Source organism: Phytohabitans flavus (assembly GCF_011764545.1).
Lineage (GTDB): Bacteria > Actinomycetota > Actinomycetes > Mycobacteriales > Micromonosporaceae > Phytohabitans > Phytohabitans flavus.
The window spans coordinates 2464868-2485932 of the sequence record NZ_AP022870.1; the positions used below are offsets into that span (position 1 = coordinate 2464868).

22 protein-coding genes and 2 pseudogenes are annotated in these 21065 nt (G+C 69.4%); 16 read left to right on the plus strand and 8 right to left on the minus strand.

The window, feature by feature from the left end; genetic code table 11:
- Positions 1 to 655 precede the first annotated feature (655 nt).
- From Pflav_RS10610 to Pflav_RS10620, 3 genes are all read left to right on the plus strand, one after another.
- The gene (locus tag Pflav_RS10610) at positions 656 to 1855 is read left to right on the plus strand and encodes a hypothetical protein (RefSeq protein WP_173035803.1); all 1200 of its coding nucleotides are present in this window, start codon (positions 656 to 658) and stop codon (positions 1853 to 1855) included.
- Between the two features lie 132 nt (positions 1856 to 1987).
- Positions 1988 to 3217 carry a hypothetical protein gene (locus Pflav_RS10615; RefSeq protein ID WP_173035805.1) on the plus strand — a complete coding sequence of 410 codons (1230 nt, stop codon included), beginning with the start codon at positions 1988 to 1990 and terminating at the stop codon, positions 3215 to 3217.
- Positions 3218 to 3526: 309 nt separating this feature from the next.
- Positions 3527 to 4771 carry a hypothetical protein gene (locus Pflav_RS10620; RefSeq protein WP_173035806.1) on the plus strand — a complete coding sequence of 415 codons (1245 nt, stop codon included), beginning with the start codon at positions 3527 to 3529 and terminating at the stop codon, positions 4769 to 4771.
- 11 nt (positions 4772 to 4782) lie between these two features.
- Here the strand turns inward: Pflav_RS10620 and Pflav_RS10625 are convergent, their stop codons facing one another.
- Positions 4783 to 5121, minus strand: coding sequence for a hypothetical protein (locus Pflav_RS10625; protein ID WP_173035808.1), 339 nt, complete (start codon positions 5119 to 5121; stop codon positions 4783 to 4785).
- A gap of 150 nt (positions 5122 to 5271) precedes the next feature.
- Here Pflav_RS10625 and Pflav_RS10630 point away from each other — a divergent pair, with 150 nt between their 5' ends.
- Both Pflav_RS10630 and Pflav_RS10635 read left to right on the plus strand, forming a co-directional pair.
- Positions 5272 to 6021 carry a hypothetical protein gene (locus Pflav_RS10630; protein ID WP_173035810.1) on the plus strand — a complete coding sequence of 250 codons (750 nt, stop codon included), beginning with the start codon at positions 5272 to 5274 and terminating at the stop codon, positions 6019 to 6021.
- A gap of 35 nt (positions 6022 to 6056) precedes the next feature.
- Positions 6057 to 7277: a hypothetical protein gene (locus Pflav_RS10635; RefSeq protein ID WP_173035812.1), complete on the plus strand. Its 1221-nt coding sequence runs from the start codon at positions 6057 to 6059 to the stop codon at positions 7275 to 7277.
- A gap of 58 nt (positions 7278 to 7335) precedes the next feature.
- Here Pflav_RS10635 and Pflav_RS10640 read toward each other — a convergent pair whose 3' ends face one another.
- Positions 7336 to 7845 carry an Lrp/AsnC family transcriptional regulator gene (locus Pflav_RS10640; RefSeq protein ID WP_173035814.1) on the minus strand — a complete coding sequence of 170 codons (510 nt, stop codon included), beginning with the start codon at positions 7843 to 7845 and terminating at the stop codon, positions 7336 to 7338.
- A 100-nt stretch (positions 7846 to 7945) separates the two neighbouring features.
- On the opposite strand from Pflav_RS10640, the pseudogene pdhA reads away from it, so the two are divergent.
- From pdhA to Pflav_RS10655, 3 genes and pseudogenes are all read left to right on the plus strand, one after another.
- Positions 7946 to 9038 (plus strand): annotated as a pseudogene (pdhA, locus tag Pflav_RS10645) (pyruvate dehydrogenase (acetyl-transferring) E1 component subunit alpha).
- Positions 9039 to 9055: 17 nt separating this feature from the next.
- On the plus strand, positions 9056 to 10021 hold the full coding sequence (locus tag Pflav_RS10650; RefSeq protein WP_173035816.1) for an alpha-ketoacid dehydrogenase subunit beta: 966 nt from the start codon (positions 9056 to 9058) through the stop codon (positions 10019 to 10021).
- Positions 10018 to 11285 (plus strand): annotated as a pseudogene (locus Pflav_RS10655) (dihydrolipoamide acetyltransferase family protein). The gene Pflav_RS10650 and the pseudogene Pflav_RS10655 overlap by 4 nt, the downstream one beginning before the upstream one ends.
- A 165-nt stretch (positions 11286 to 11450) precedes the next feature.
- Here the strand turns inward: Pflav_RS10655 and Pflav_RS10660 are convergent.
- Complete coding sequence (locus tag Pflav_RS10660) at positions 11451 to 11816, minus strand: sigma-70 family RNA polymerase sigma factor family protein (protein ID WP_173035817.1); 366 nt, start codon at positions 11814 to 11816, stop codon at positions 11451 to 11453.
- A 137-nt stretch (positions 11817 to 11953) separates the two neighbouring features.
- Between Pflav_RS10660 and Pflav_RS10665 the strand changes: the two genes are divergently transcribed.
- The 8 genes from Pflav_RS10665 to Pflav_RS10700 all read left to right on the plus strand — a co-directional run bounded on the left by Pflav_RS10665 (position 11954) and on the right by Pflav_RS10700 (position 17709).
- Complete coding sequence (locus Pflav_RS10665) at positions 11954 to 12412, plus strand: nuclear transport factor 2 family protein (protein WP_173035819.1); 459 nt, start codon at positions 11954 to 11956, stop codon at positions 12410 to 12412.
- Between the two features lie 131 nt (positions 12413 to 12543).
- On the plus strand, positions 12544 to 13098 hold the full coding sequence (locus Pflav_RS10670) for a class I SAM-dependent methyltransferase (RefSeq protein ID WP_232071231.1): 555 nt from the start codon (positions 12544 to 12546) through the stop codon (positions 13096 to 13098).
- A 257-nt stretch (positions 13099 to 13355) separates the two neighbouring features.
- Entirely contained in the window at positions 13356 to 14477 is a 1122-nt protein-coding gene (locus tag Pflav_RS10675) for a threonine synthase (RefSeq protein ID WP_173035821.1), read from the plus strand.
- A 3-nt stretch (positions 14478 to 14480) separates the two neighbouring features.
- Entirely contained in the window at positions 14481 to 15677 is a 1197-nt protein-coding gene (locus tag Pflav_RS10680; RefSeq protein WP_173035823.1) for a M24 family metallopeptidase, read from the plus strand.
- A gap of 31 nt (positions 15678 to 15708) precedes the next feature.
- Positions 15709 to 16152 (plus strand): LLM class flavin-dependent oxidoreductase, encoded by a 444-nt coding sequence (locus Pflav_RS47315; RefSeq protein WP_173035825.1) that lies wholly within the window; start codon positions 15709 to 15711, stop codon positions 16150 to 16152.
- Positions 16089 to 16724 carry an LLM class flavin-dependent oxidoreductase gene (locus Pflav_RS10690; RefSeq protein WP_173035827.1) on the plus strand — a complete coding sequence of 212 codons (636 nt, stop codon included), beginning with the start codon at positions 16089 to 16091 and terminating at the stop codon, positions 16722 to 16724. The genes Pflav_RS47315 and Pflav_RS10690 overlap by 64 nt, the downstream gene beginning before the upstream one ends.
- Positions 16721 to 16969 (plus strand): RidA family protein, encoded by a 249-nt coding sequence (locus Pflav_RS10695; protein WP_173035829.1) that lies wholly within the window; start codon positions 16721 to 16723, stop codon positions 16967 to 16969. The genes Pflav_RS10690 and Pflav_RS10695 overlap by 4 nt, the downstream gene beginning before the upstream one ends.
- A 128-nt stretch (positions 16970 to 17097) precedes the next feature.
- On the plus strand, positions 17098 to 17709 hold the full coding sequence (locus tag Pflav_RS10700) for a cysteine hydrolase family protein (RefSeq protein WP_173035831.1): 612 nt from the start codon (positions 17098 to 17100) through the stop codon (positions 17707 to 17709).
- A gap of 160 nt (positions 17710 to 17869) precedes the next feature.
- Here the strand turns inward: Pflav_RS10700 and Pflav_RS43475 are convergent, their stop codons facing one another.
- From Pflav_RS43475 to Pflav_RS10720, 5 genes are all read right to left on the minus strand, one after another.
- Positions 17870 to 18121, minus strand: a complete 252-nt coding sequence (locus Pflav_RS43475; RefSeq protein WP_197938319.1) for an aminoglycoside adenylyltransferase domain-containing protein — start codon at positions 18119 to 18121, stop codon at positions 17870 to 17872.
- Positions 18112 to 18633: a nucleotidyltransferase domain-containing protein gene (locus Pflav_RS10705; RefSeq protein ID WP_197938321.1), complete on the minus strand. Its 522-nt coding sequence runs from the start codon at positions 18631 to 18633 to the stop codon at positions 18112 to 18114. Before Pflav_RS10705 ends, Pflav_RS43475 begins: the two co-directional genes overlap by 10 nt.
- Before the next feature lie 105 nt (positions 18634 to 18738).
- On the minus strand, positions 18739 to 19362 hold the full coding sequence (locus Pflav_RS10710) for a hypothetical protein (protein WP_173035833.1): 624 nt from the start codon (positions 19360 to 19362) through the stop codon (positions 18739 to 18741).
- Positions 19363 to 20178: 816 nt separating this feature from the next.
- A complete protein-coding gene (locus Pflav_RS10715) occupies positions 20179 to 20577 on the minus strand; it encodes an IclR family transcriptional regulator domain-containing protein (RefSeq protein ID WP_173035835.1) in 399 nt (132 codons plus the stop codon).
- Positions 20556 to 21062, minus strand: a complete 507-nt coding sequence (locus Pflav_RS10720) for an IclR family transcriptional regulator (RefSeq protein WP_173035837.1) — start codon at positions 21060 to 21062, stop codon at positions 20556 to 20558. Before Pflav_RS10720 ends, Pflav_RS10715 begins: the two co-directional genes overlap by 22 nt.
- Between the last annotated feature and the right edge of the window lie 3 nt (positions 21063 to 21065).

A 21065-nucleotide genomic window follows, 5' to 3' on the forward strand; every position in this document is an offset into this window, starting at 1 on the left:
GGCTCTCCAGAGGCAATTTCTCGCCACGGACGACCAGGGCGACCACCGATCAAGGCCACGCCCTCATCTCGCCAGTGCCGGCCATCCGCGACCTATCGCCCTGAGCGGCGCGATGGGATCGCAGCACGCGGCGACCAAGGGAAGCAAGCGGTCAAGATTCGCCACGCCCGGCGTGACCAACGTCAGTTGTGAAGACTCAATCGCGATCCTGCGGGAGCGTGGACCCGCAGCGATGGTCGCCGTCGGGCGACCGCGACCCCCGGGGTGAGGTTGCCGACCGCGAAGGGTGAGGCCGCGGGAGCGACGGTCTGGACCACGGCGGAAATCGCGGTAGCTCGATTTCCTTGGTTATGGATCTTTGTCGCGGCATGGCGCCGAGGCCACCCTGACTCCAAAAGCTCACTAGCGTCCCGAGCTTCCACAAATTCGAGGTCGTCCGGTGCTTCGGGTTTCGTGAAAGTAGTGACGCTTCTGTCGGATCAACGACGCGCGGAGCAGGGTGAACCTTGGTTACTTCCTGTTAATGCTGGCGTTTCCATGGAATTGTCCACTCGTTTCCAATGCGGGGTATTCGCGGCCGTCGCTCTCTCGAAAAACTGTCTTGGTTCGGTCACAAGATCGGGCAGAGATCTCCGCCCCTGAAAGGGGTGAATGCATGAAGCTGAAGAGCTTCATCGCTGCCGCGGGCGTTTGTGCCCTGGTCGCCGGCGTCCTGGTCGGCGCCGCCGGTCCGGCTACCGCTGATCCGTCAGGCCCCACGACGCCCATAGACCTCGACGGTAGCGGCGCGGACACCACACAGGACGTGATGAACGGGCTCGCGAATATGATCGGGTTCAGCTCGTGGAACTCGATTCCGCCCTACAGTTTGATCACGCCTAAGCCGACCTGTCCCAACATCGCCCGGCCGAATACCGACTTCGACGGTTTGGCGGCCCTGCGCCGATCGCTGAGCGTCTCCTCGACGGCCTTTTACAACGCCGGGGTCAACAACCCTCCGCTCGGCTCGCGGTGCTTTGAGTACGCCCGTACCTCCGTCCGGCCCACCTCCGCCCAGCAGTCCAACGCCGGTCTGCTGCAGTACGTCCCGTTCGGCCTGGACGCCGTTGGCATCGCGAAGGGCGGGACCTCGCTCGTCGGCGGCGTCTTCACCCTGTCGCAGTTGCAGGAGATGTACAGGTTCGGCACGCCGGTGACCGCCACCGATGCTGTCACCTACGACCCGGTTGATGTCAGCAACCCGCTTGACCTGCCGGCGCCGGGTAGTACGGCGGTCCATTTGCTGCTTCCGAGGGCTGGCTCGGGGACAGCGAGTTTCTTCGCGGCGGCGATGGGCATCGACTTTCCTGTCCCGTGGGTGAAGGACTGGTACACGCCGGCCGGCGGCGGTGCCGCCCAGCAGGTGGCGGAGAACGACGGCTCGGCGGTCGTGGCGGACAGCCGGGCGCTTATGCCCTACTCCATCGCCCAGTGGCTCGCCCAGCAGGCCCGCGCGGGTACCTCGATCGACCGCCGCAACGGCGCCCGGCTGATTGGCGTCGCTCCTTCTCCGCCGCGCTTTGGACCTGTCATCTCGCCGTTCACCCCGAACGGCCTCCAGCTCAACCCGAACTGGCACTCCATCCTGCTCCGCGAGGTCTTCAACGTGATCCCGTTCGCAGCCACCACGGCGGGTCCGGGCACCGGCTACCTGAACGACCTCTGGGAGATCTTCGTCGACACCAGCAACACCCCGATCAGCCTGTGCCGCCGCACCAGCGTTCTCCAGTCGTGGGGCTTCGCTCAACTGCCCGCTGGCCGCTGCGGCAACGTGACCGACGTGACCCTGCGCGCGTTCAACAGCAGCCAGTGGTAGTTCGCAATAGGCGTCCGTAATCGGCTTGCCTTCGAATGCCTGGCCGGCACTCCGCGCCGGCCAGGCACCCTATCCACGCGAAATTATCCCAATAGGTCGAGTGGATTTCTCATCCCAGAGAGAGGTGGATACATGAAGCTGAGGAGCTTCATCGGTGCCGCGAGCGTTTGTGCCCTGGTCGCTGGCATTCTGGTCGGCTCCGCCGGTCCGGCTGCCGCTGACCCGCCAGGCCCCACGACGGCCGTCAACCTCGACGGTAGCGGCGCGGACACCACGCAGGACGTGATGAACGCAGGCGCTTTCGCCATCGGGTTCAGCTCATGGAACGCTATCCCGGTCCACACCCCGATCACGCCCAAGAGCGGGATTGCCCCGCCCGCCGCCGTGCCCTGCGGCACCGTCACCCGGCCCAACACCGATCTCGAGGGTCTGGTGGAGCTGCTCCGGTCGCTGAGCGGCACTCCGCTCCTCCCCAACAACCCCCTCCTCCCCACGTACCCCATCACGATGGCCCAGGGCAGCGCCCCGCTCGACTCGCGGTGCTTCGAGTACGCCCGTTCCACTGTCCGGCCCGGCGCCAACGCGAGCTCCACGGGTTTGCTGCAGTACGTTCCGTTCGCGCTCGACGGCGTGGGGGTGGCGGTGGGCCCGAATTCGGGGGCGAACGCCACGCTCATTGGGGGAACCTTCACCCTGTCGCAATTGCAGGCGATGTACAGCACCGGCGCGCCACAGACCGCTAGCAACGGTGTCAGCTACGACCCGGTTGACGTCAGCGACCCGCTTGACGTTCCGGTGATCGGCAGCACGGCGATCCACCTGCTGGTTCCGCAGTTTGGCTCGGGGACGCGGACCTACCTCGCCGGCGTGCTGGGCTTCGACCCGTACTTCCTGCCCAGATGGGTGAAGGACAGGTACGGCCCTGGCCTGTTGGCGGTCCAGGAGAACAACGGCTCGGCGGTCGCGGCGGACAACCGGGCGATCATGCCGTACTCCATCGCCCAGTACCTCGCTCAGACGGCCCGGGCGGGTACCCCGATCGACCGCCGCAACGGCTCTCGTCTGCAGAACATCGGTGGCGTTTCGCCGTTCACCCCCAGCGGCCTCCAGCTCAACCCGAACTGGCACTCCATCCTGGTCCGCGAGGTCTTCCACGTGATCCCGTTCGCCGCCACCACCGCGGGTGCGGGCACCGGCTACCTGAACGACCTCTGGGAGATCTTCGTCGACACCAGCAACACCCCGTTCAGCCTGTGCCGCCGCACCAGCACGATCACCTCGTGGGGCTTCGGTCTGCTACCCGCAGGTCGCTGCGGCGCGATCGACCCGACCCTGCGAGCGTTCAACGCCACTCAGTGGTAATTCGCCATAGACGTCCCTAATCGACCCTCCCTTGGCTGCCTGGCCGGGCCATCCTGTGCCGGCGAGGCAGCCGATGATCGATATTCGTTGCGTCGTTGATCTGACAATTGCGTAACTGCTCTCAGGAAACCCGAAGCGCCGGGACGATTCTGAATTCGCGCCTGTTACTTCCTCTTAATGTTGGCGTGTCCGTGGAATTGTCAAGCCGACGTTAAATCGAGGTATTCGCGGCCATTGTTGGACGGAAGGATTGTTGTTACTCGATCAAATGGGTCGAGCAAGATTCTCTGCCCTGAAAGGGGTGAAGGTATGAAGCTGAAGAGCTTCATCGGTGCCGCGGGTGTCTGTGCCCTGGTCGCCAGCCTCATGGTCGGTGTGGCCGGCCCGGCTGCCGCGGATCCGTCGGGTCCCTCGTCGCCCATAAACATCGACGGTAGCGGCGGGCCCACCACGCAGGACGTGATGAACGCGCTCGCGAGCCAGATCGGCTTCAGCTCGTGGGACGCGACGGCGCCTAGCAGTTTGATCACGCCCAAGATCGCGATCGCCTCCCCCGCCACCGTGCCCTGCGGCACCATCGCGCGGCCGCGCACCGACTTCGACGGCGTGGTGGCCCTGCGCCGGTCGCTGAGTGGCCTCCCGACGACCCTGCCCCCGCCTTTGCCCGCGAACTACCGCAACACGACTGCCACCTACAACAACGGGATCGCCAACCCGCCGTTCAACTCGCGGTGCTTCGAGTACTCCCGTTCCGCCAGCGGGCCCGGCCTGAACGCGAGCCCCACGGGTCTGCTGCAGTACGTCCCGTTCGGGATCGACGGCTTGACGGTCGCGGTGGGCCCGGCTTCGGGGGCGAACGCCACCCTCATCACGGGCACCTTCACGCTGCCGCAGCTCCAGACCATGTACAGTACCGGCGCGCCGGTGGTCGCCAGCAACGGTGTCAGCTACGACCCGGTTGACGCCCACAACCCAGCGGACCTCCCGGCGCCCGGCAGCACGGCGATCCACCTGCTGCTTCCGCCGCCCGGTTCCGCAACGCGGACCCGCTTCGCCAACGTGCTGGGATTCAACCCCTTCGTCCTGCCGCCGTGGGTGAAGGACACGTACGGTGCCGGCCTGTCGGTCCCGGAGAACGACGGCTCGGCGGTCGCGGCGGACCGTAACGCGATCATGCCGTACTCCATCGCCCAATGGCTCGCCCAGCAGGGCCGCGCGGGTACCCCAATCGACCGCCGCAACGGCGCTCGTCTGCAGAGCATCGGTGGCATCTCGCCGCTCGCCCCCAACGGCGTCCACCTCAACCCGAACTGGCACTCCATCCTGGTCCGCGAGGTCTTCAACGTGATCCCGTTCGCCGCCACGACGGCGGGTCCGGGCACCGGCTACCTGAACGACCTCTGGGAGATCTTCGTCGACACCAGCAACACCCCGTTCAGCCTGTGTCGCCGCACCAGCATGATCACCTCGTGGGGCTTCGGTCTGCTACCCACGGGTCGCTGCGGCAAAGCGACCGACCCCGCCCTGCGCGCGTTCGACGACAGCCAGTGGTAATTCGCATTTTCTCAGCCCTGAAAGGGTGAACTCATGAAGCTGAAGAGCTTCATAGCGGGCGCCTGTGCCCTGGTCGTCGGCGCCGTGGTCGGCGTGGCCGGCCCGGCCGCCGCGGACCCGCCGGGTCCCACGACGCCCATCGACATCGACGGCAGCGGCGGGCCCGCCACGCAGGACGTGATGAACGCGCTCGCGAATGCCATCGGCTTCAGCTCGTGGGACCCGGGGCCGCCCAGCAGCTTGATCACGCCCAAGGCGAGCTGTGCCAACATCGCCCGGCCGCGCAGCGACTTCGACGGTGTGGCGGCCCTGCGCCGGTCGCTGAGTAGCCTCCCGACGGCCCGGCCCAACCCCGCGTTCTACCCCATCACGACGGCCATCTACAACAACGGGATCGCCAACCCCCGATCGGCTCGCGGTGCTTCGAGTACGCCCGTTCCGCCAACGGGCCCGGCGTCAACGCGAGCTTCACGGGTCTGCTGCAATACGTTCCGTTCGCTGTGGACGGCTGGACGGTCGCGGTGGGCCCGGCCTCGGGTCTGGACGCCACCCTCGTCAGGGGGAGCTTCGACCTGGCCGAGCTGCAGTCGATGTACAACGCGGGCACGCCGCAGACCGCCAGCGACGGTTTCACCTACGACCCGGTTGACGTCAGCAACCCGCTTGACACTCCGGCGCCCGGCAGCACGGCGATCCACCTGCTGGTTCCGCCGCTCGGCTCCGCTACGCGGTCCCTCTTCGCCGGCGCGATGGGATTCAACTCCAACTCCCCGCCGCCGTGGGTGAAGGACACGTACACGCCGACTGGCGGCGGCGCCACCCAGCAGGTCCAGGACAACGATGGCACGGCCGTCGCGCAGGACCGTAACGCGCTCATGCCGTACAACACCACGCAATGGCTCGCCCAGATGAACCACCCCGCCATCGACCGCCGCAACGGCGCCCGGTTGCAGAACATCGGCACCCTTTCGCCATTTGACGCGACCGGCCTCCGGTTCAATACGTCGTTCCACTTCCCCCTGCTCCGCGGGCACTACAACGTGATCCCGTTCGCCGCCACCACGGCAGGCCCGGGCACCGGCTACCTCAACTACCTCTGGCGGATCTTCGTCGACACCAACTCCGCCAGCCCGCTCCGCCTGTGCAACTACAACAACATCATCACCTCGTGGGGCTTCGGGGTACTGGCCCCGGGTCGCTGCGGCTTGATCGACCCGGCCCTGCGCGCATACGACGTCTCCCGGTGGTAGTTCGCAATTTCTCAGCCCTGAAAGGGGTGAAACGCATGAAGCTGAAGAGCTTCATTGGCGCCGCGAGCGTCTGCGCCCTCGTCCTCGGCGCCGTGGTCGGCGTTGCCGGCCCGGCTGCCGCGGACCCGTCGGGTCCGACGACGCCCATCAACATCGACGGTAGCGGCGCGGAGGCCACGCAGGACGTGATGAACGCGATGGCGAACTCGATCGGGTTCAGCTCGTGGAACGCGACGCCGGCCGGCAGTCTGATCACGCCCAAGGCCACGATTGCCCCTCCCAGCACCGTGCACTGCGGCACCATCACCCGGCCGAACACTGACGTCGAGGGCCTGATCGCGCTGCGCCGGTCGCTGAGCGACACTCCGGTCATCCCCAATGTTCCCTTGCCCAAGTACCCCATCACGGCAGCCAACTACCCCGGCGCCCCGCCGATCGGCTCGCTGTGTTTCCAGTACGCCCGTTCCACCGTTCGGCCCGTCGCGAGCTCCACGGGGCTGCTGCAGTATGTCCCGTTCGCACTGGACGCCGTGGGCGTCGCGGTCGGCCCGAACACGGGGGCGAACCCGACCCTGATCGGGGGCACCTTCACCCTGTCGCAGCTGCAGATGATGTACACCACCGGCGCGCCGCAGACCGCCAGCAACGGTGTCAGCTACGACCCGGTTGACACCAGCAACCCGGCTGACCTCCCGGCACCGGGTAGCACGGCGATCCACCTGCTGCTTCCGAAGGCTGGCGCGGGAACAGGGAGCTTCTTCGCGGCGGCGATGGGCCTCAACTTTCCTGTCCCGTGGGTGAAGGACACGTACGGTGCCGGCCTGTCGGTCCCGGAGAACGACGGCACGGCCGTCGCGCAGGACCGTAACGCGATCATGCCGTACTCCATCGCCCAGTACCTCGCCCAGCAGGCCCGCGCGGGCACCCCGATCGACCGCCGCAATGGCGCCCGGCTGCAGAGTGTCGGTGGCGTCTCGCCGTTCACCCCAAACGGCCTCCAGATCAACCCGTCGTGGCACCCCCTCCTGGTCCGCGAGGTCTTCAACGTGATCCCATTCGCCGCCACCACGGCGGGTCCGGGCACGTCGTACATCAACGACCTCTGGGAGATCTTCGTCGACACCAGCAACACCCCGTTCAGCCTGTGCCGCCGCACCAGCACGATCACCTCGTGGGGCTTCGGTTTGCTGCCCGCGGGTCGCTGCGGCAACGTGACCGACACGACCTTGCGCGCGTTCAACACCGCCCAGTGGTAGTTCGCGAATAACGTGCCTGGCCGGCCATCCTGGGCTGGCCAGGCACTCCCATCGCGCGCTACGGCAGCAGCACCTCGTCCGGTACTTCCTCGAAGACCAGCTGGGTCTGGGTGTTGCGGACGCCGGGGATGGACTGGATCTCGTCCAGGATGAGCGTGCGCAGGTGCGCCTGGTCGGGTACGCGGGCCAGCGCGATGATGTCGAACGCACCGCCCGTCAGGGCGAAATGCTGGATCGCGGGCAGCCGGGTGAGTCGCTCGCGCACGTCGCGCCACGCGTCCTGTTCGATCTGCATCGTGACGTAGACGGCGGTGGTCAGGCCGATCTGGACCGGGTCGAGGCGCACCGAGAAGCCGCGGATGACGCGGTCGCGGACCAGGCGGCCGAGCCGGCTGTACGCGTTCGCGCGGGAGATGTGCAGCCGCTCGGCGAGGGTCCGCACCGCCATCCGGCCGTCCTGGACGAGTTCGGCGATCATCCGCCGGTCTACGTCGTCCAGCGGCGCCGCCGCCGGTTGTCTCGCCACCTGGGCCGGCGGGCCGGGCGTCGTGCCTGTTTGTCTCTCCATCGCGCCCTCCGGTGCTCATCCGTCTCGGAGATTTCCCAGTCTATGGACAGCTGGCCAAGATCGAACGCATCGTAGCGGCAAGCGTTCGGAGGAGGCAGAGGTGACGGCGAAGTCGAAGCCGGCGGGGGTGGCGCTGCTTCCCTCGGCCGAGCCGGTGCGGTTCATCGAGTCGGACGGCACCCCGCTCGCGCGGCGCGGGCTGCCCGGCGGCCCCGAGCTGCGCGCCGCGTACCGGGCACTCGTGCTCGGGCGGCGGTTCGAGCAGCAGGCGACCGCGCTGGTCAAGCAGGGACAGCTCGCGGTGTACCCGTCGGCGCACGGCCAGGAGGCGGCCGAGGTCGGCGCGGTCCTCGCCCTGCGCCCGACCGACTGGATCTTCCCGACGTACCGGGACAGCATCGCGCTGCTCACCCGCGGCGTCGACCCGGTCGAGATCCTCACGCTGCTGCGGGGGAGTGGCACTGCGGGTACGACCCGTACACGCACCACGCCGCACCGCAGTGCACGCCGCTGGCCACCCAGGCGCCGCACGCGGTGGGGCTCGCCTTCGCCGCGCAGGCCAAGGGGGAGGACACCGTCGCGCTCGCGTTCGTCGGCGACGGCGCGACGAGCGAGGGCGACTTCCACGAGGCGCTCAACTTCGCCGCGGTCTTCCACCTGCCGGTCGTGTTCTTCGTGCAGAACAACCAGTACGCGATCTCGGTCCCGGTCAGCCGGCAGACGGCGGCGCCGTCGCTGGCCCACAAAGCTGTCGGGTACGGCATGCCGGGCGTCCTTGTCGACGGCAACGACGTCGCCGCGGTGCTGTCGGTGGTCGGCGAGGCCGCGCGGCGGGCCCGCGAGGGGAGGGGCCGACGCTCGTCGAGGCGACGACGTACCGGATCGACTCCCACACCAACGCCGACGACGCCACCCGGTACCGCCCGGACGAGGAGGTCACCGGCTGGCTGACCCGCGACCCGGTGTCCCGCCTCGCCGCGTACCTGACGAACTCCGGCCAGCTCAACGTCGACATCGAGGCGGCGATCGCGGCCGAGGCGGAGGATCTCGCCGCCGACCTGCGTACCCGCCTGGTGGCCGAGGTGCCGCCGGCGCCGGAGGAGCTGTTCGCGCACGTGTACCACCGACCCACGCAGCGGCTGCGCGACCAGGCGACGCTGCTGCGGGCCGAGACCGAGTCGGACGGGAGCTGAGCATCGTGGCGACCTCGATGGCACAAGCGATCAACCAGGCCCTCGCCGACGCGCTGGCCGAGGACGACCGGGTACTCGTCTTCGGCGAGGACGTCGGCACGCTGGGCGGCGTCTTCCGGATCACCGACGGGCTCGCCGCCAAGTACGGGGAGCGGCGCTGCTTCGACACCCCGCTGGCCGAGTCCGGCATCGTCGGTATGGCGGTCGGCATGGCCATGCAGGGGATGCGGCCGGTGGTGGAGATGCAGTTCGACGCGTTCGCGTACCCCGCGTTCGAGCAGATCGTCAGCCATGTCGCCAAGATGCGGAACCGCACCCGCGGCAAGGTGAGCCTGCCGATGGTGATCCGCGCACCGTACGGCGGCGGCATCGGCGGCGTCGAGCACCACAGCGACTCCTCCGAGGCGTACTACGCGCACACCGCCGGGCTCACCGTGGTCGCGCCGGCGACGGTCGCGGACGCGTACAGCCTGCTCCGCGCGGCGGTCGCCTGGCCCGACCCGGTGATCTTCCTGGAGCCCAAGCGGCTCTACTGGAGCAAGGACGAGGTGAGCCTGCCGGTACACGCCGAGCCGATCGGCCGCGCGGTGGTGCGGCGGGTGGGCGCGGACGCCACGCTCGTCGCGTACGGCCCAAGCGTCCAGATCGCCCTGGCCGCCGCCGAGGCAGCTCGCGAGGAGGGCTGGGACCTCGAAGTCGTCGACGTGCGCAGCATCGTGCCGCTGGACGAGGAGACGCTCGTCGCGAGCGTACGCAAGACCGGCCGCGCGGTGGTCGTGGCCGAGGCGCCCGGCTTCGCCAGCGTGGCCTCGGAGATCGCGGCCCTGCTCTCCGAACGCTGCTTCCACGCCCTGGAGGCGCCGGTGCTGCGGGTGACCGGCTTCGACATCCCGTACCCGTCGCCCAAGCTCGAGCACCACCACCTGCCCGACGTCGAACGGGTCCTGGACGCCGTCGCCGCACTCCAGTGGGAGGACGCGTGAGCACGCGCCAGTTCCGCCTGCCCGACCTCGGCGAAGGGCTGACCGAGGCCGAGGTCCTGCGCTGGCTTGTCGAGGTCGGCGACACGGTCGCGGTGGACCAGCCGGTGGTCGAGGTGGAGACCGCGAAGGCGAGCGTCGAGGTGCCATCGCCGTACGGCGGCGTGGTGGTCGAGCTGCACGCGGCGGCGGGCCGGACGCTGGACGTCGGCGCACCCCTGATCTCGATCACGGACTCCTCGGCGTCGCCGGCCGGGGAAGGCTCCGGGAACGTCCTCGTGGGCTACGGCACGGCGGAGGTGCGCCGCGGTCGCCGCGGCCGGCGCCGGCCGGTCGCCGCGCTGCCGTCCAACGGCACCCGGCCCCTGGTCATCTCGCCGATCGTGCGCAAGCTGGCCCGCGACCACCACGTCGACCTGACCGCCCTGACCGGCACCGCACCCGGCGGTGTGATCGCCCGCCGCGACGTCGAGCAGGCCATCGCCGCGGCGTTCCCGCCCGCCGACCAGGCCGTCGTCACGTCACCGCCCATCCCCGTCCACCGGGCCGGTGCCCCCGACCAGGGCCCGTTGCCGGTGCGCGAGCGGGTGCCCCTGCGCGGCGTCCACCGGGCGATGGCCGACCGGCTCACCCGCAGCCACCAGGAGATCCCGGACGCCACGACCTGGGTTGACGTCGACGCGACCGAGCTTGTCGAGACCCGCCGGCAGGCGCTGGCCCGCGACCCGGAGCACCCGGTCGGCATCCTGGCGTACATCGCCCGCTTCGTGGTCGCCGGCCTGGCCCGCTACCCGGACCTGAACAGCCGGGTCGACGTCGAGGCCGGTGAGATCGTCCGCTTCGAGGGCGTCAACCTCGGCATCGCCGCCCAGGGCGACCGCGGCCTGCTGGTGCCGGTCGTACACGACGCGCACCGGCGCAACGTCCGCGAGCTGCACGCCGAGATCACCCGACTGGCGAAGGGCGCCCGCGCGGGCGAGCTGGGGTCGGCGACCTGACCGGCGGCACGTTCACGCTGAACAACTACGGCGTGTTCAATGTGGACGGTGCGGCCCCGATCGTCAACCACCCGGAGGCCGCGATCCTCGGCGTGGGAAGGATCCTGGACCGCCCGTGGGTGGTGGACGGCGCCGTGGTGCCGCGGAAGATCGCCCAGTTTTCGCTGACCTTCGACCACCGGGTGTGCGACGGCGGCACCGCGGCCGGCTTCCTCCGCTTCGTCGTGGACTGCGTCGAACACCCCACGGACGCCCTGTCGCTCATCTGACCGCGCCGCCGACAACTTCCGCGGATCGGTTCCACGATGAAGACTTGAGCTACCGCGATGTCCGCGGTGGTCCGGACCGCTGCTCCCGCGGCCTCACCCTGCGCGGTTCACAATCCAACCCGGGCCGGCATCACGGCCGCGGCCCAGGCTACCGGGACAAGGCTGTCAAGGGCGGTGCCAGCCGCGCAGCTTGGCCGGGTTGAGCACGATCCAGACGACGGCGACCCGGGTGCCGGCGACCTTGACGCTGACCACCGTCAGGGCCCGCCCGGCCCGGCGCAGCGCCAGCCCGGCCCGGCCGTTGACGGCCTCGACGGTCAGCTCGGTGTCCGGCCGCCCGCACAGCAGCACGACGACGAGCTGGGCGACGTCCTCCGCGCCATGGACCGGGCCCAGCGCGGCCAGCACCAGCCCACCGCCGTCGCAGATCGCCACGGCATCGGCGGCGAGGACCGTGCGGACCGTGCCGAAGTCTCCTCCGTGGCAGGCCTCCGCAAGCCTGCGCACGACATCGTCATGCCGGTCGAGCACCACGCGTTCCTCAGTCCTCTCGCCGTCCCAGCTACGACCGGGTTGGGCATCGGTTTGTGACGGAAGTCGCCTGACGTTTCGCAAGGTCGTTCTGTCGTACCCACTGGTTGACAGACCGGTACGACAGGGAGGAACCGATGAGCGACCCGCGGGCCATCGCTGACCGCGTCGAGATCGAGGCGCTGCGCGGCGAGTACACCGACGCGGCGATGATGCGCGACTACGAACGAATCGCGTCACTGTTCACATCCGACGGCGCGCTGCGGATGCCGCACGTCCCGGCCGACATCGTAGGGCGGGACCAGATCCGGGCCTGGGGCGAGCAGGTACCGGATCGGGTGGAGTTCTTCGTGCAGAACACACACCCGGGCGTCATCCGGCTGGGCGGTGACACCGCGACCGGCCGGGCGTACCTCCAGGAGGTCATCCGCATGCGCGACGGCAGCTCGCACCTGAACTACGCGATCTACCACGACCGCTACCAGCGCACGGACGACGGCTGGAAGTTCGCCGAACGGGTGTACGAGATCAGGTACCTCGACACGACTCCGCTCGGCGGCACGGCACCGCCCCCGCCGGCCGTGCACTCGGAGTAGCGTCACCCACGAAGATCGCTCGGCCGGATCCAGCAGTCGAGGGGGTGTGCGGTGAGCGCGCGCGACGGCGGCGGCTACGACCCTGACTACGACGAGATCTACCGCGAAGCCGCCGGTTCGGGCGGGCCGCCGTGGGACATCGGGGGCCGCAGCCGGCACTCGAGGAGGTACTCGACCGCGAGGTCACGGGTACCAAAGTGCTCGATGTCGGCTGCGGCACCGGGGATCTCGCGATCGCCCTGGCCCGCCGCGGCTACGAGGTGACCGGGATCGACATCTCGTCCGTGGCGATCGACGCCGCCCGCGCCAAGGCCGCCGCCGAGGGCCTGACGGTGCACTTCGAGGTCCAGGACGCCACCGCGCTCTCGCTGCCGTCGGCGCCGTTCGACTCGGTGTTCGACTCCGGCCTGCTGCACAGCCTCATGCGGCGGGGGCGTGGCGAGCAGGACGCGTACCTCGCGCTGCTGCCGGACCTCGCCACGCCCGGCGCGATGGTGTTCGTGCTGGCCGTGTCGCTCGCGGCGGGGCACGGCTGGGGCGTGACCGAGGACTCCCTGCGGGAGGCCTTTGCCGGGCCGGAGTGGGCCGACCTCGACGTCCAGGAGATCGAGGTGGCCGCGCGGGTGGACGGTCGGGAACTCGCCCTGGCCGGCTACCTGCTCCGCACGGTCCGCGCCATGACGTAGAGCCTGTTGAGATCATCAGCCGCAATGATGTAGCGTTGGGCGCAACGTTGGGATCGGCTGGAGGTACCCCGCATGCGCCCACGTGCCCTTCGGTGCGTCCGATGCGGGACCGAGGGTGAGGTCACCGGACCGTTCAAGGGCTGCCCGGTGTGCGCGGCCGCCGGGAAGCCGACCAACGTCCAGGTCGTCTACGACGACGAGGAGCTGCTGCCGGCGCTGCGCCGTGTTGCGGGCCAGGCGGCGTCGTTGCGGGATATGTGGCACTACCGCGAGGTGTTGCCAGTCTCGGACGGCGCGATCGTCAGCCTGGGGAGGGGGCGACGCCGCTGCTGCCCGCGCCCCGCCTCGGCGCCAAGCTCGGCATCCCGAAGCTGCACCTCAAGGACGAGAGCCGCAACCCCACCGGTTCGTTCAAAGACCGCCTGGCCGCTGCGGCGGTCTCGGCCGCGCGCGAGCTCGGGCGGCGGGTCGTCGTGGGGTCCTCGTCGGGAAACGCGGGTGCCGCCGTCGCCGCGATGTCGGCGCGGGCCGGGCTGCCGTGCGTGATGTTCACGACGCAGAAGTTTCCGCTCGCCATGAAGACCCAGATGGCGGTCTACGGCACCTACCTGCTGGCCGCGCCCACCGTGCAGGACCGGTGGAGCCTCATGGAGACCGGCGTCGACACGCTCGGCTGGTTTCCGGTCACGGTGTTCGGCTACCCGTTCTTCGGCAGCAACTGTTACGGCATCGAGGGCTACAAGACCATCGGGTACGAGATCGTCGACCAGCTCGACGCGCTACCCGACCACGTCGTCTTCCCGGTCGGGGCGGGCGACGCGTTCTCCGGGGCGTTCAAGGCGATCGACGAGTACCGGCGGGCCGGCGTGATCGACCGGCTGCCCGCCATGCACGCCGCCGAGGTGTACGGGCCGCTCGAACAGGCCCTCGCGCGCGGGGCGGACGTGGTGGACGCCGTCGAGGTACCGGTGCCCACGGTCGCCGTCTCGGTGGGGTCGAACCTCTCCACCTACCAGGCGCTGGACGTCTTGCGCCGCACCGGTGGCTCGGCCCGCAGCGCCACGAACGAGGAGATGCTCCAGGCGCAGCGCGACCTCGGCGCCCTCGAAGGCATCTGGGTGGAGACCTCGTCCGCGCTCTCCGTCGCGGCGCTGCCCCGGCTCGTCGTCGCCGGCGCGGTCGACCCGGACTCGCTCGTCGTCGCGGTGCTTACCGCCGACGGTCTCAAGGACCCGAACACCACCGCCGCGGCGCTGCCGCCGATCCCGGACTGCTCGGCCGAGTTCGACTCGGCGCTCAGCACCCTGGCGGCGAGCTACGGCTTCGACGCACGCGAACACGCGGTCCCGGCCACCAGCCGGGCCCAAGGAAGGGGATGACACATGTCCGTCAACGTCGCTCGTGCCACGGCCCTCATGCGGGCGGAGGGTGTGGATGGCATCATCTCCGCCACGCTCGAGAACAACTTCTACCTCTCCGGCGTGTGGGACGACGGGCAGGAGCTGTTCCCCCTCGACAGCGAGTTCTACACGGTGGCCACCGCGGACGCGCCCGACTCCGGCATCGTGGTCTGCTCGATCGGCGCCGTCGACCTCACGCTCGGCGGGTACCCGACGCTCGAGGACGTGGTCACGTTCGGCACGTTCTTCCGGGACATTGTGGACGGTGTGCCGCTCGACCCCGACGAGCTGCGCGTCCGCACCATCACCGAGGCGCACGAGGTGGGCCGCCCCTCGGTCGACGCGCTCGCCGAGGCGATCAACCGGCTCGGCCTCGCGGAGGGCGTCGTCGCCGTCGACGAGCGCGGCCCCAGGCGGGACCTGCTCGCCGCGCTGGCCGAGAGGTTCCCCAAGGCGCGGTTCCGGCCGGCCTCCGGGCTCTTCCGCAACATCCGGGCGGTCAAGATGCCCGACGAGATCGAGCGGATCACCGAGGCGCTGAGCATCACCGAGAACGGGCTGCGCGCCGCGTTCGCCACGTTCAGCGAAGGGGTCAGCGAGAAGGACGTGCAGAACGCGTTCGAGCGCGCGGTGGCCGCCGAGGGCGGGCGTACCGGGTTCTGCCTCGTTCGGTTCGGCAAAGGGCTGGCGCTCGGCCAGGTGCCCGCCTCGCCGGACATCAAGCTCGGCGCCAACGACTTCGCGTTCTTCGACGTCGGCATCAAGTACCGCGGGTACCGCTCCGACATCGGCCGCCTCGTCTCCTTCGGCGAGCCCTCGGACGAGCTGCGGTTCCTCTTCGACGCCTCCAAGACCGGCCAGCAGACGGCGATCGACATGATGCGCCCCGGCGTGGTCGCCAAGGACGTCTTCGCCGCGGCCGTACAGGCGGTGCGCGACGCCGGCATCCCCAGCTACAGGCGGCAGCACGTCGGCCACGGCATCGGCATCGAGTACTACGACCTGCCGGTGCTCACCCCGAACGCGGAGACGGTGCTGGAGCCCGGCATGGTGTTCGAGGTGGAGACGCCGTACTACCGGCTGGGTGTCGGCGGGTCGTTCATCGAGGACACGGTAGTGGTCACCGACGAGGGTTCGTCGATCATCACGACCCTCAGCCGCGACCTGACCGTACTCTGAGCGGGCCCCCGCGCGTCACGAAGGAGCCCGGATGAAGTTCGGCATCAGCATCCCCACCTGCGTGGAGGGGATGGCGTATCCGATCCGGTTCGCGGACCAGCACGAGGTCGTCGCGCTCGGCGTCGAGGCGGAGGAGCTCGGCTTCGACTCGGTGCTCGTCAACGACCACTTCAGCACCATGCCGTACGTGCGGGAGCAGTTCGCCGACCCGCCGCGCTTCTACGAGCCGCTGATCACGCTCGGGTACCTGGCCGCGCGGACCACCCGCATCCGGATGATGACCGGCGTCGTGGTGATGCCGATGCGCGAGCCGGTGCTGCTGGCCAAGCAGGCGGCCACGCTCGACCAGCTCAGCGACGGCCGGCTGACCCTGGGCATCGGCGTGGGGCGTACCGGGCGGAGTTCGAGTCGGTGCACCCCGAGCTGGCCGGCGCGCCCCGCGGCGAGCTGGTTGCCGAGGGGATCGAGGCGCTGAAGGCGCTCTTCACCCAGCGGGTCGCCGGGTTCTCCGGCCAGTACTACCGCTTCAAGGACGTCGAGCTGTACCCGAAGCCGAAGCAGGACCCGTTCCCGATGTTCTCCTGCGGCAACGCGGACGGCACAATCCTGCGCGCCGCGCGGTGGTGTGCCGGCTGGATGCCCGCCGGGATGCCGGCCGAGCGGCTGGCCACCGGCGTCGAGCGGCTGCGCGGCATGGCCGCCGAGGCCGGCCGGGACGGCGACGCCATCGAGGTGGCGCCGCAGCTCGTGCTCTGCGTCGACCGCAACGCCGTGCGGGCGATGGAGCGGTTTACCACGTCCCAGGCGTACGAGCACCTGGTGAGCCTGCGCCGCTCCACCCTCAAGGGCATCGAGCTGGACAGCTACGCGTCGCAAAACCTCATCGGCACGGTGGACGATATCGTCGAGCGGGTGCGGCGGCTCAAGGACGCCGGCGCCACCCAGCTCGCCGGCATGATCGTGGTGGCCAACTCGACGGACGAGATGCGCGAGCAGATGCGCCTCTTCGCCGCCGAGGTGCTGCCCGCGTTCGAGGAGGGCCCATGAGCATCCTCGCCTCGCTCAAGGCCGAGCTGGGCGACCTCCGCCGGGTCACCGGCTTCCTCAAGCTGCTCGTGCTCGTCAACGCCACACCGGACTTCACCCAGCCGCACCTCGTCGCGGACGGCGCCAGCGACCTGATCCACGCGGTTTACGGCCCGTCCAGCCGGCACGCCCGTTCGGCGATCGGTGTCGCGACGCTACCGATGGACATCAGCACCGAGATCGAGGCGGTCGTCACCATCTCGTGAGGACCCCGCCCGGGCACCGAGCGTTCCGCCTCCTGTAACCCTGGGCCGGTAGCGTGGCCCCGGCGGCATTCGTACCCATGTTGCGTTTGACGCTATCCTGTTGCGCGTCGCATGGCTATGCTGTACGCGTGGCGCTTCACACCCTCGACCGCGCGGCGGTCGTCATCGTCGACATGCAGAACGGGTTCTGCCACCCGGAGGGCTCGTTCGGCCGGGCCGGCGCCGACGTGTCCGGTTGCGGCGCCGCCGCGCCGGCCTGCGAGGAGCTGGTCAGGATCGGGCACGACGCCGGCATCCCGGTGGTGTGGACCCGGGCCATCCACGAAAACGACCTCTCCGACTGGCGGATGCTCACCGAGGTGCCCATGTACAAGGGGCTGATCGGCATCGGCAGCTGTGTCGAGGGCACCTGGGACGCCGAGTTCTTCGCCCCACTCGCCCCGGCCGACGGCGACCTGGTGGTGAGCAAGTCCCGGTTCAGCCCGTTCGTGGAGACCGACATCGCCGACCGCCTCCGCGCGCTCGGCGTGGAAAACCTGCTCGTCGGCGGCGTAGGCACGAGCGCCTGCGTGGAGAGCACGGTGCGCGACGCCAGCCAGCGCGACTTCCGCACGTACGTGGTGACCGAGGCAACCGGCGACATCTCGCCCGCCGCGCACGAGCACTCCCTGCACGTCATGGGCTCCCTCTTCGGCTGGACGGTCGCGCTGGACGACGTCCGCACGGCCGCGGCGGCCTAGCCGTCCCCCCGGCAGGCCTGGTCGCCGGCCTGGTCAGGCACCGCCTGGCCGGCGACCAGGCCCAAAGATTTGAGCTACCGCGACGTCCGCGGTGGTCCGGACCGCTGCTCCCGCGGCCTCACTCACCGCGTCCCACAATCAAACCCTCGCCGCGCCGCGGTCACGCGAGCGTGTCGTGCAGCCGCCGGATCTGGGTGAGGACCTCGTCAACATGGGGTCCGACCTGCGCCTTCAGCTCATCGGGCCAGGTCTCGTCCGCGTAGGCGGTGGTCAGGTAAAGCTCCCGGGCGAATTCGAGCACCGGCCGATGCTCGGGCGCGAGGCGGGCCAGCACCCAGTCCGCGGCGCTGTCTTTGGCGACGATCGTGCCGGTGCCCAGCGTTGTCCAGACGCGGGCGAGGGTCAGCAGCACGTTGCGGGTGTCATGGGGCAGGTCCGCAAGCAACCCGGGATGCTATCCATGCAGGCCCGGACCAGGAACTCGGCGGGCACGGGGTCGAGTACGTGCGCTGGTCGGGGTCCGGCCAACGGATGGTCGCCGGCCAGGGCCACCGCGATCTCCAGCGCCAGGCCGGGCATCGGTGCGGGCGCTGGGACCACGCCGGCTTGATAGTCGGCACGCAGCCACTCGCCGTACAGGAAGTCGCCGATCGGCGGGTACCGCCACGGGCGCACGGCAGCCTGGACCACGACGGTGAGCTCCGCTGGCCAAGCACCCACGGGCGCACCGGAAATCGGCAGAAGGCCCGCGACCAACGCCCGCCGCTGGCCCTCACTCAGGGGTCGCCGGGTGACCGCGAGGATGTCGACATCGCTGGCCGGCCGCAGGCCGCCGAGTACGGACGAGCCGTGCATGTACGCACCCAGCAGGTCCGCTTCGATGACTTCGGTGACCAGTCCGACGACCCGCTCGACTTGATCCATCACGCGATCCTCACCGCCGGGGTTGCCCGACCACAACCGACTTTGTCTGGATACGACGATGGCCGGGGCCCTCGCAATGGAGGGCCCCGGCCATTTCGTCTGTTGTTAGCTGTTCCAGTGGTCGGCCACGAGGTTGGCGGCCTGCGTTTCCCACTGGGCGTAGTGGTCCGGGTACGCCGAGACCTGGACGGCCTGGGCGGCGTCGGTCAGTGGCATGTCCTTCCAGCCCTCGACATTCTTCAGGCCGGACAGGAACGCCTTCGTGGAGTACTCGGGGTTGGTGATCTGCTCGGCCGAGCCCCAGCCCGAGGACGGGCGCTGCTGGAACAGGCCCAGCGAGTCGTGGTCGTTCATGTCGCCGAGGTGGCCCAGGTTGTCCAGCTTGGACTCCTGAAGCGAGGTCGCGATCGCTACCACGGCCGCGCGCTCGTCCATGCCGGACTTCTTGGTCGCCTCGATGATCGCCTTCGCGTTCTTGGTCTGCTCATCGTTCAGCTTGACGGAGGACTGCTGGCCCTGCACACCGTGCGGCGACAGCTTGTCCATACCCGGCTTAGGCGCCGGCTTGTCAGTCTTGACCTGGGCGACCGCCACCGTGGCCGGAGCCGCCGTAGCCGGTGCCTCATGCGCCGGCGAAGCCAGCGCGGCGGTGGTCGGTCCGAGCAGGGCACCACCGGCGAAGGCGAACCCCGCGAACGCGTGAACCGTCTTACGCAGCATCGTGTTCATGCTCGAATCTCCATTCCAAGGGGGAAAGGCGCACGCCTCCACCCACCAAAAAGAATTGGGGAGACGCGCATACGAGCGCCATTTCGGCACTACCAAAAACAGGAGGGATGCACATGTCCGGCGGTCTGCTTCACCGGCGCGGGTTAGTCAACGACCCGACCCCGCCAGGCATTCCCGGCCGAACTCCCGGCCCACTCTCTCGCGGGCCGTATGTGTAACGACCCCGGGCCGCCGGCCATTCCGCCGAGCCGTGGCCGGCCGCGCTTTTCGGTGAGCCGTATATGTAACGACCCCCCGGGGGCTGGCCATTCCATCGAGCTCTGGCCGATCGCATTTTTCCGTGAGCCGCATGTATAACGACCCCCGGCCGCCGGCCATTCCATCGAGCTTCGACCGGCCGCGCTCTTTCGTGAGCCGCATGTATAACGACGCCGGGCCGCCGGCCATTCCGCCGAGCTACTCGACACTCACCCCAGACGGCGCAGAATCGGACATAACTTCGGGGCCCGCGCGCTGGGCGGCGGGCTGCCGGGTGTGGCGGCGTTGCGGCGGCTCGCGGGTGCGTCGTATGCGAAGTTTGGATCGGGGCCGTCCCGCAAGGCCGCATGACAGGGGACAGGGCAACGGTAAGGGTTTACAAAGTCCCGCGCGGATCCCTCGAAGGGACAATGCCCACTGCACGCGCCGGAGCGGGCAATGCCCCGGATTTTGCCCACTCGGGATTTTGGGGGTGGGTGGGAAGCAACGACCACGATCTGCCCGAGAGCGCCCTGCGATAGCGCCGATCAAGAGATGGTTCGTGTGCCGACGGTGGGGTTAGCCTTCGGATTCGGTGCCGGCGGCGCGTACGAGGCGTTCGATACGGCGTACGCAGTCTTGTAGCTCGCGGGGCAGGATGCGGCCCAGGCCCTCGGTCTCCGGAAAGCCCAGATAGTCCACCGAAAGCGAGAGGATCGGCGAGCCCTCCTGGTCGGTGAGGGCCACCGCGACCGTGTTCACCCCTGGGCTGTAGCGGCCCTGGCTCTCGCCGAAGCCCCGCTCGCGGATCGCCGCGAATTCGGCGCGCACCTCGTCGATGTCCGGGAACTTGCGCATCGAGCCGCCCGCCTGCCGCCGGCGGGCGACGATCTGGTCGGCCTTCATCGGGGGTAGGAACGCCAGCAGCGTGCGGCCGGTCGTGGTGTGCTCGGCGATCAGGCGGCTGCCCGGGTCCATGTACAGGTTGATCGGCCCTGGACCCGGATCGTGGAAATGACCACGACGTCCCCGCCGTCGAGTTGGGCCAGATACGCCGTCGCGTACTGGTGCGCGGCGATCATCCGGCTAAGTTCCTTCTCGGCCACGTCCTTGAGCAGCTGGCCGGCGAGGTAGCGCTGGCCCAGCTCCCAGATCCGCAGCCCCACCCGGTACCGGCGGGAGACCGGGTCCTGCTCGATGAAGCGGCGCGCGACGAGCGTGGACAGGATGCGGTGGATGACGCTTTTGTCGAGGTCGAGCTGCCGGGAAAGCTCCAATACGCCGATCTGGCTTTCCTCGCCGAGAAATGCCTCCAGCACGCGCAGCGCCCGGTCGACCGTCGAGTTTCGTGCTTCACCCGCGGGCTCGGTCGCGCTGGTGGGGTGCCGGGAGTCCGCGCGGGTACCGGTCGCCCGCGGACCAACCGGCGTACGCCTCGGCATTGTCGCACTCCCGTCGTTCACGCC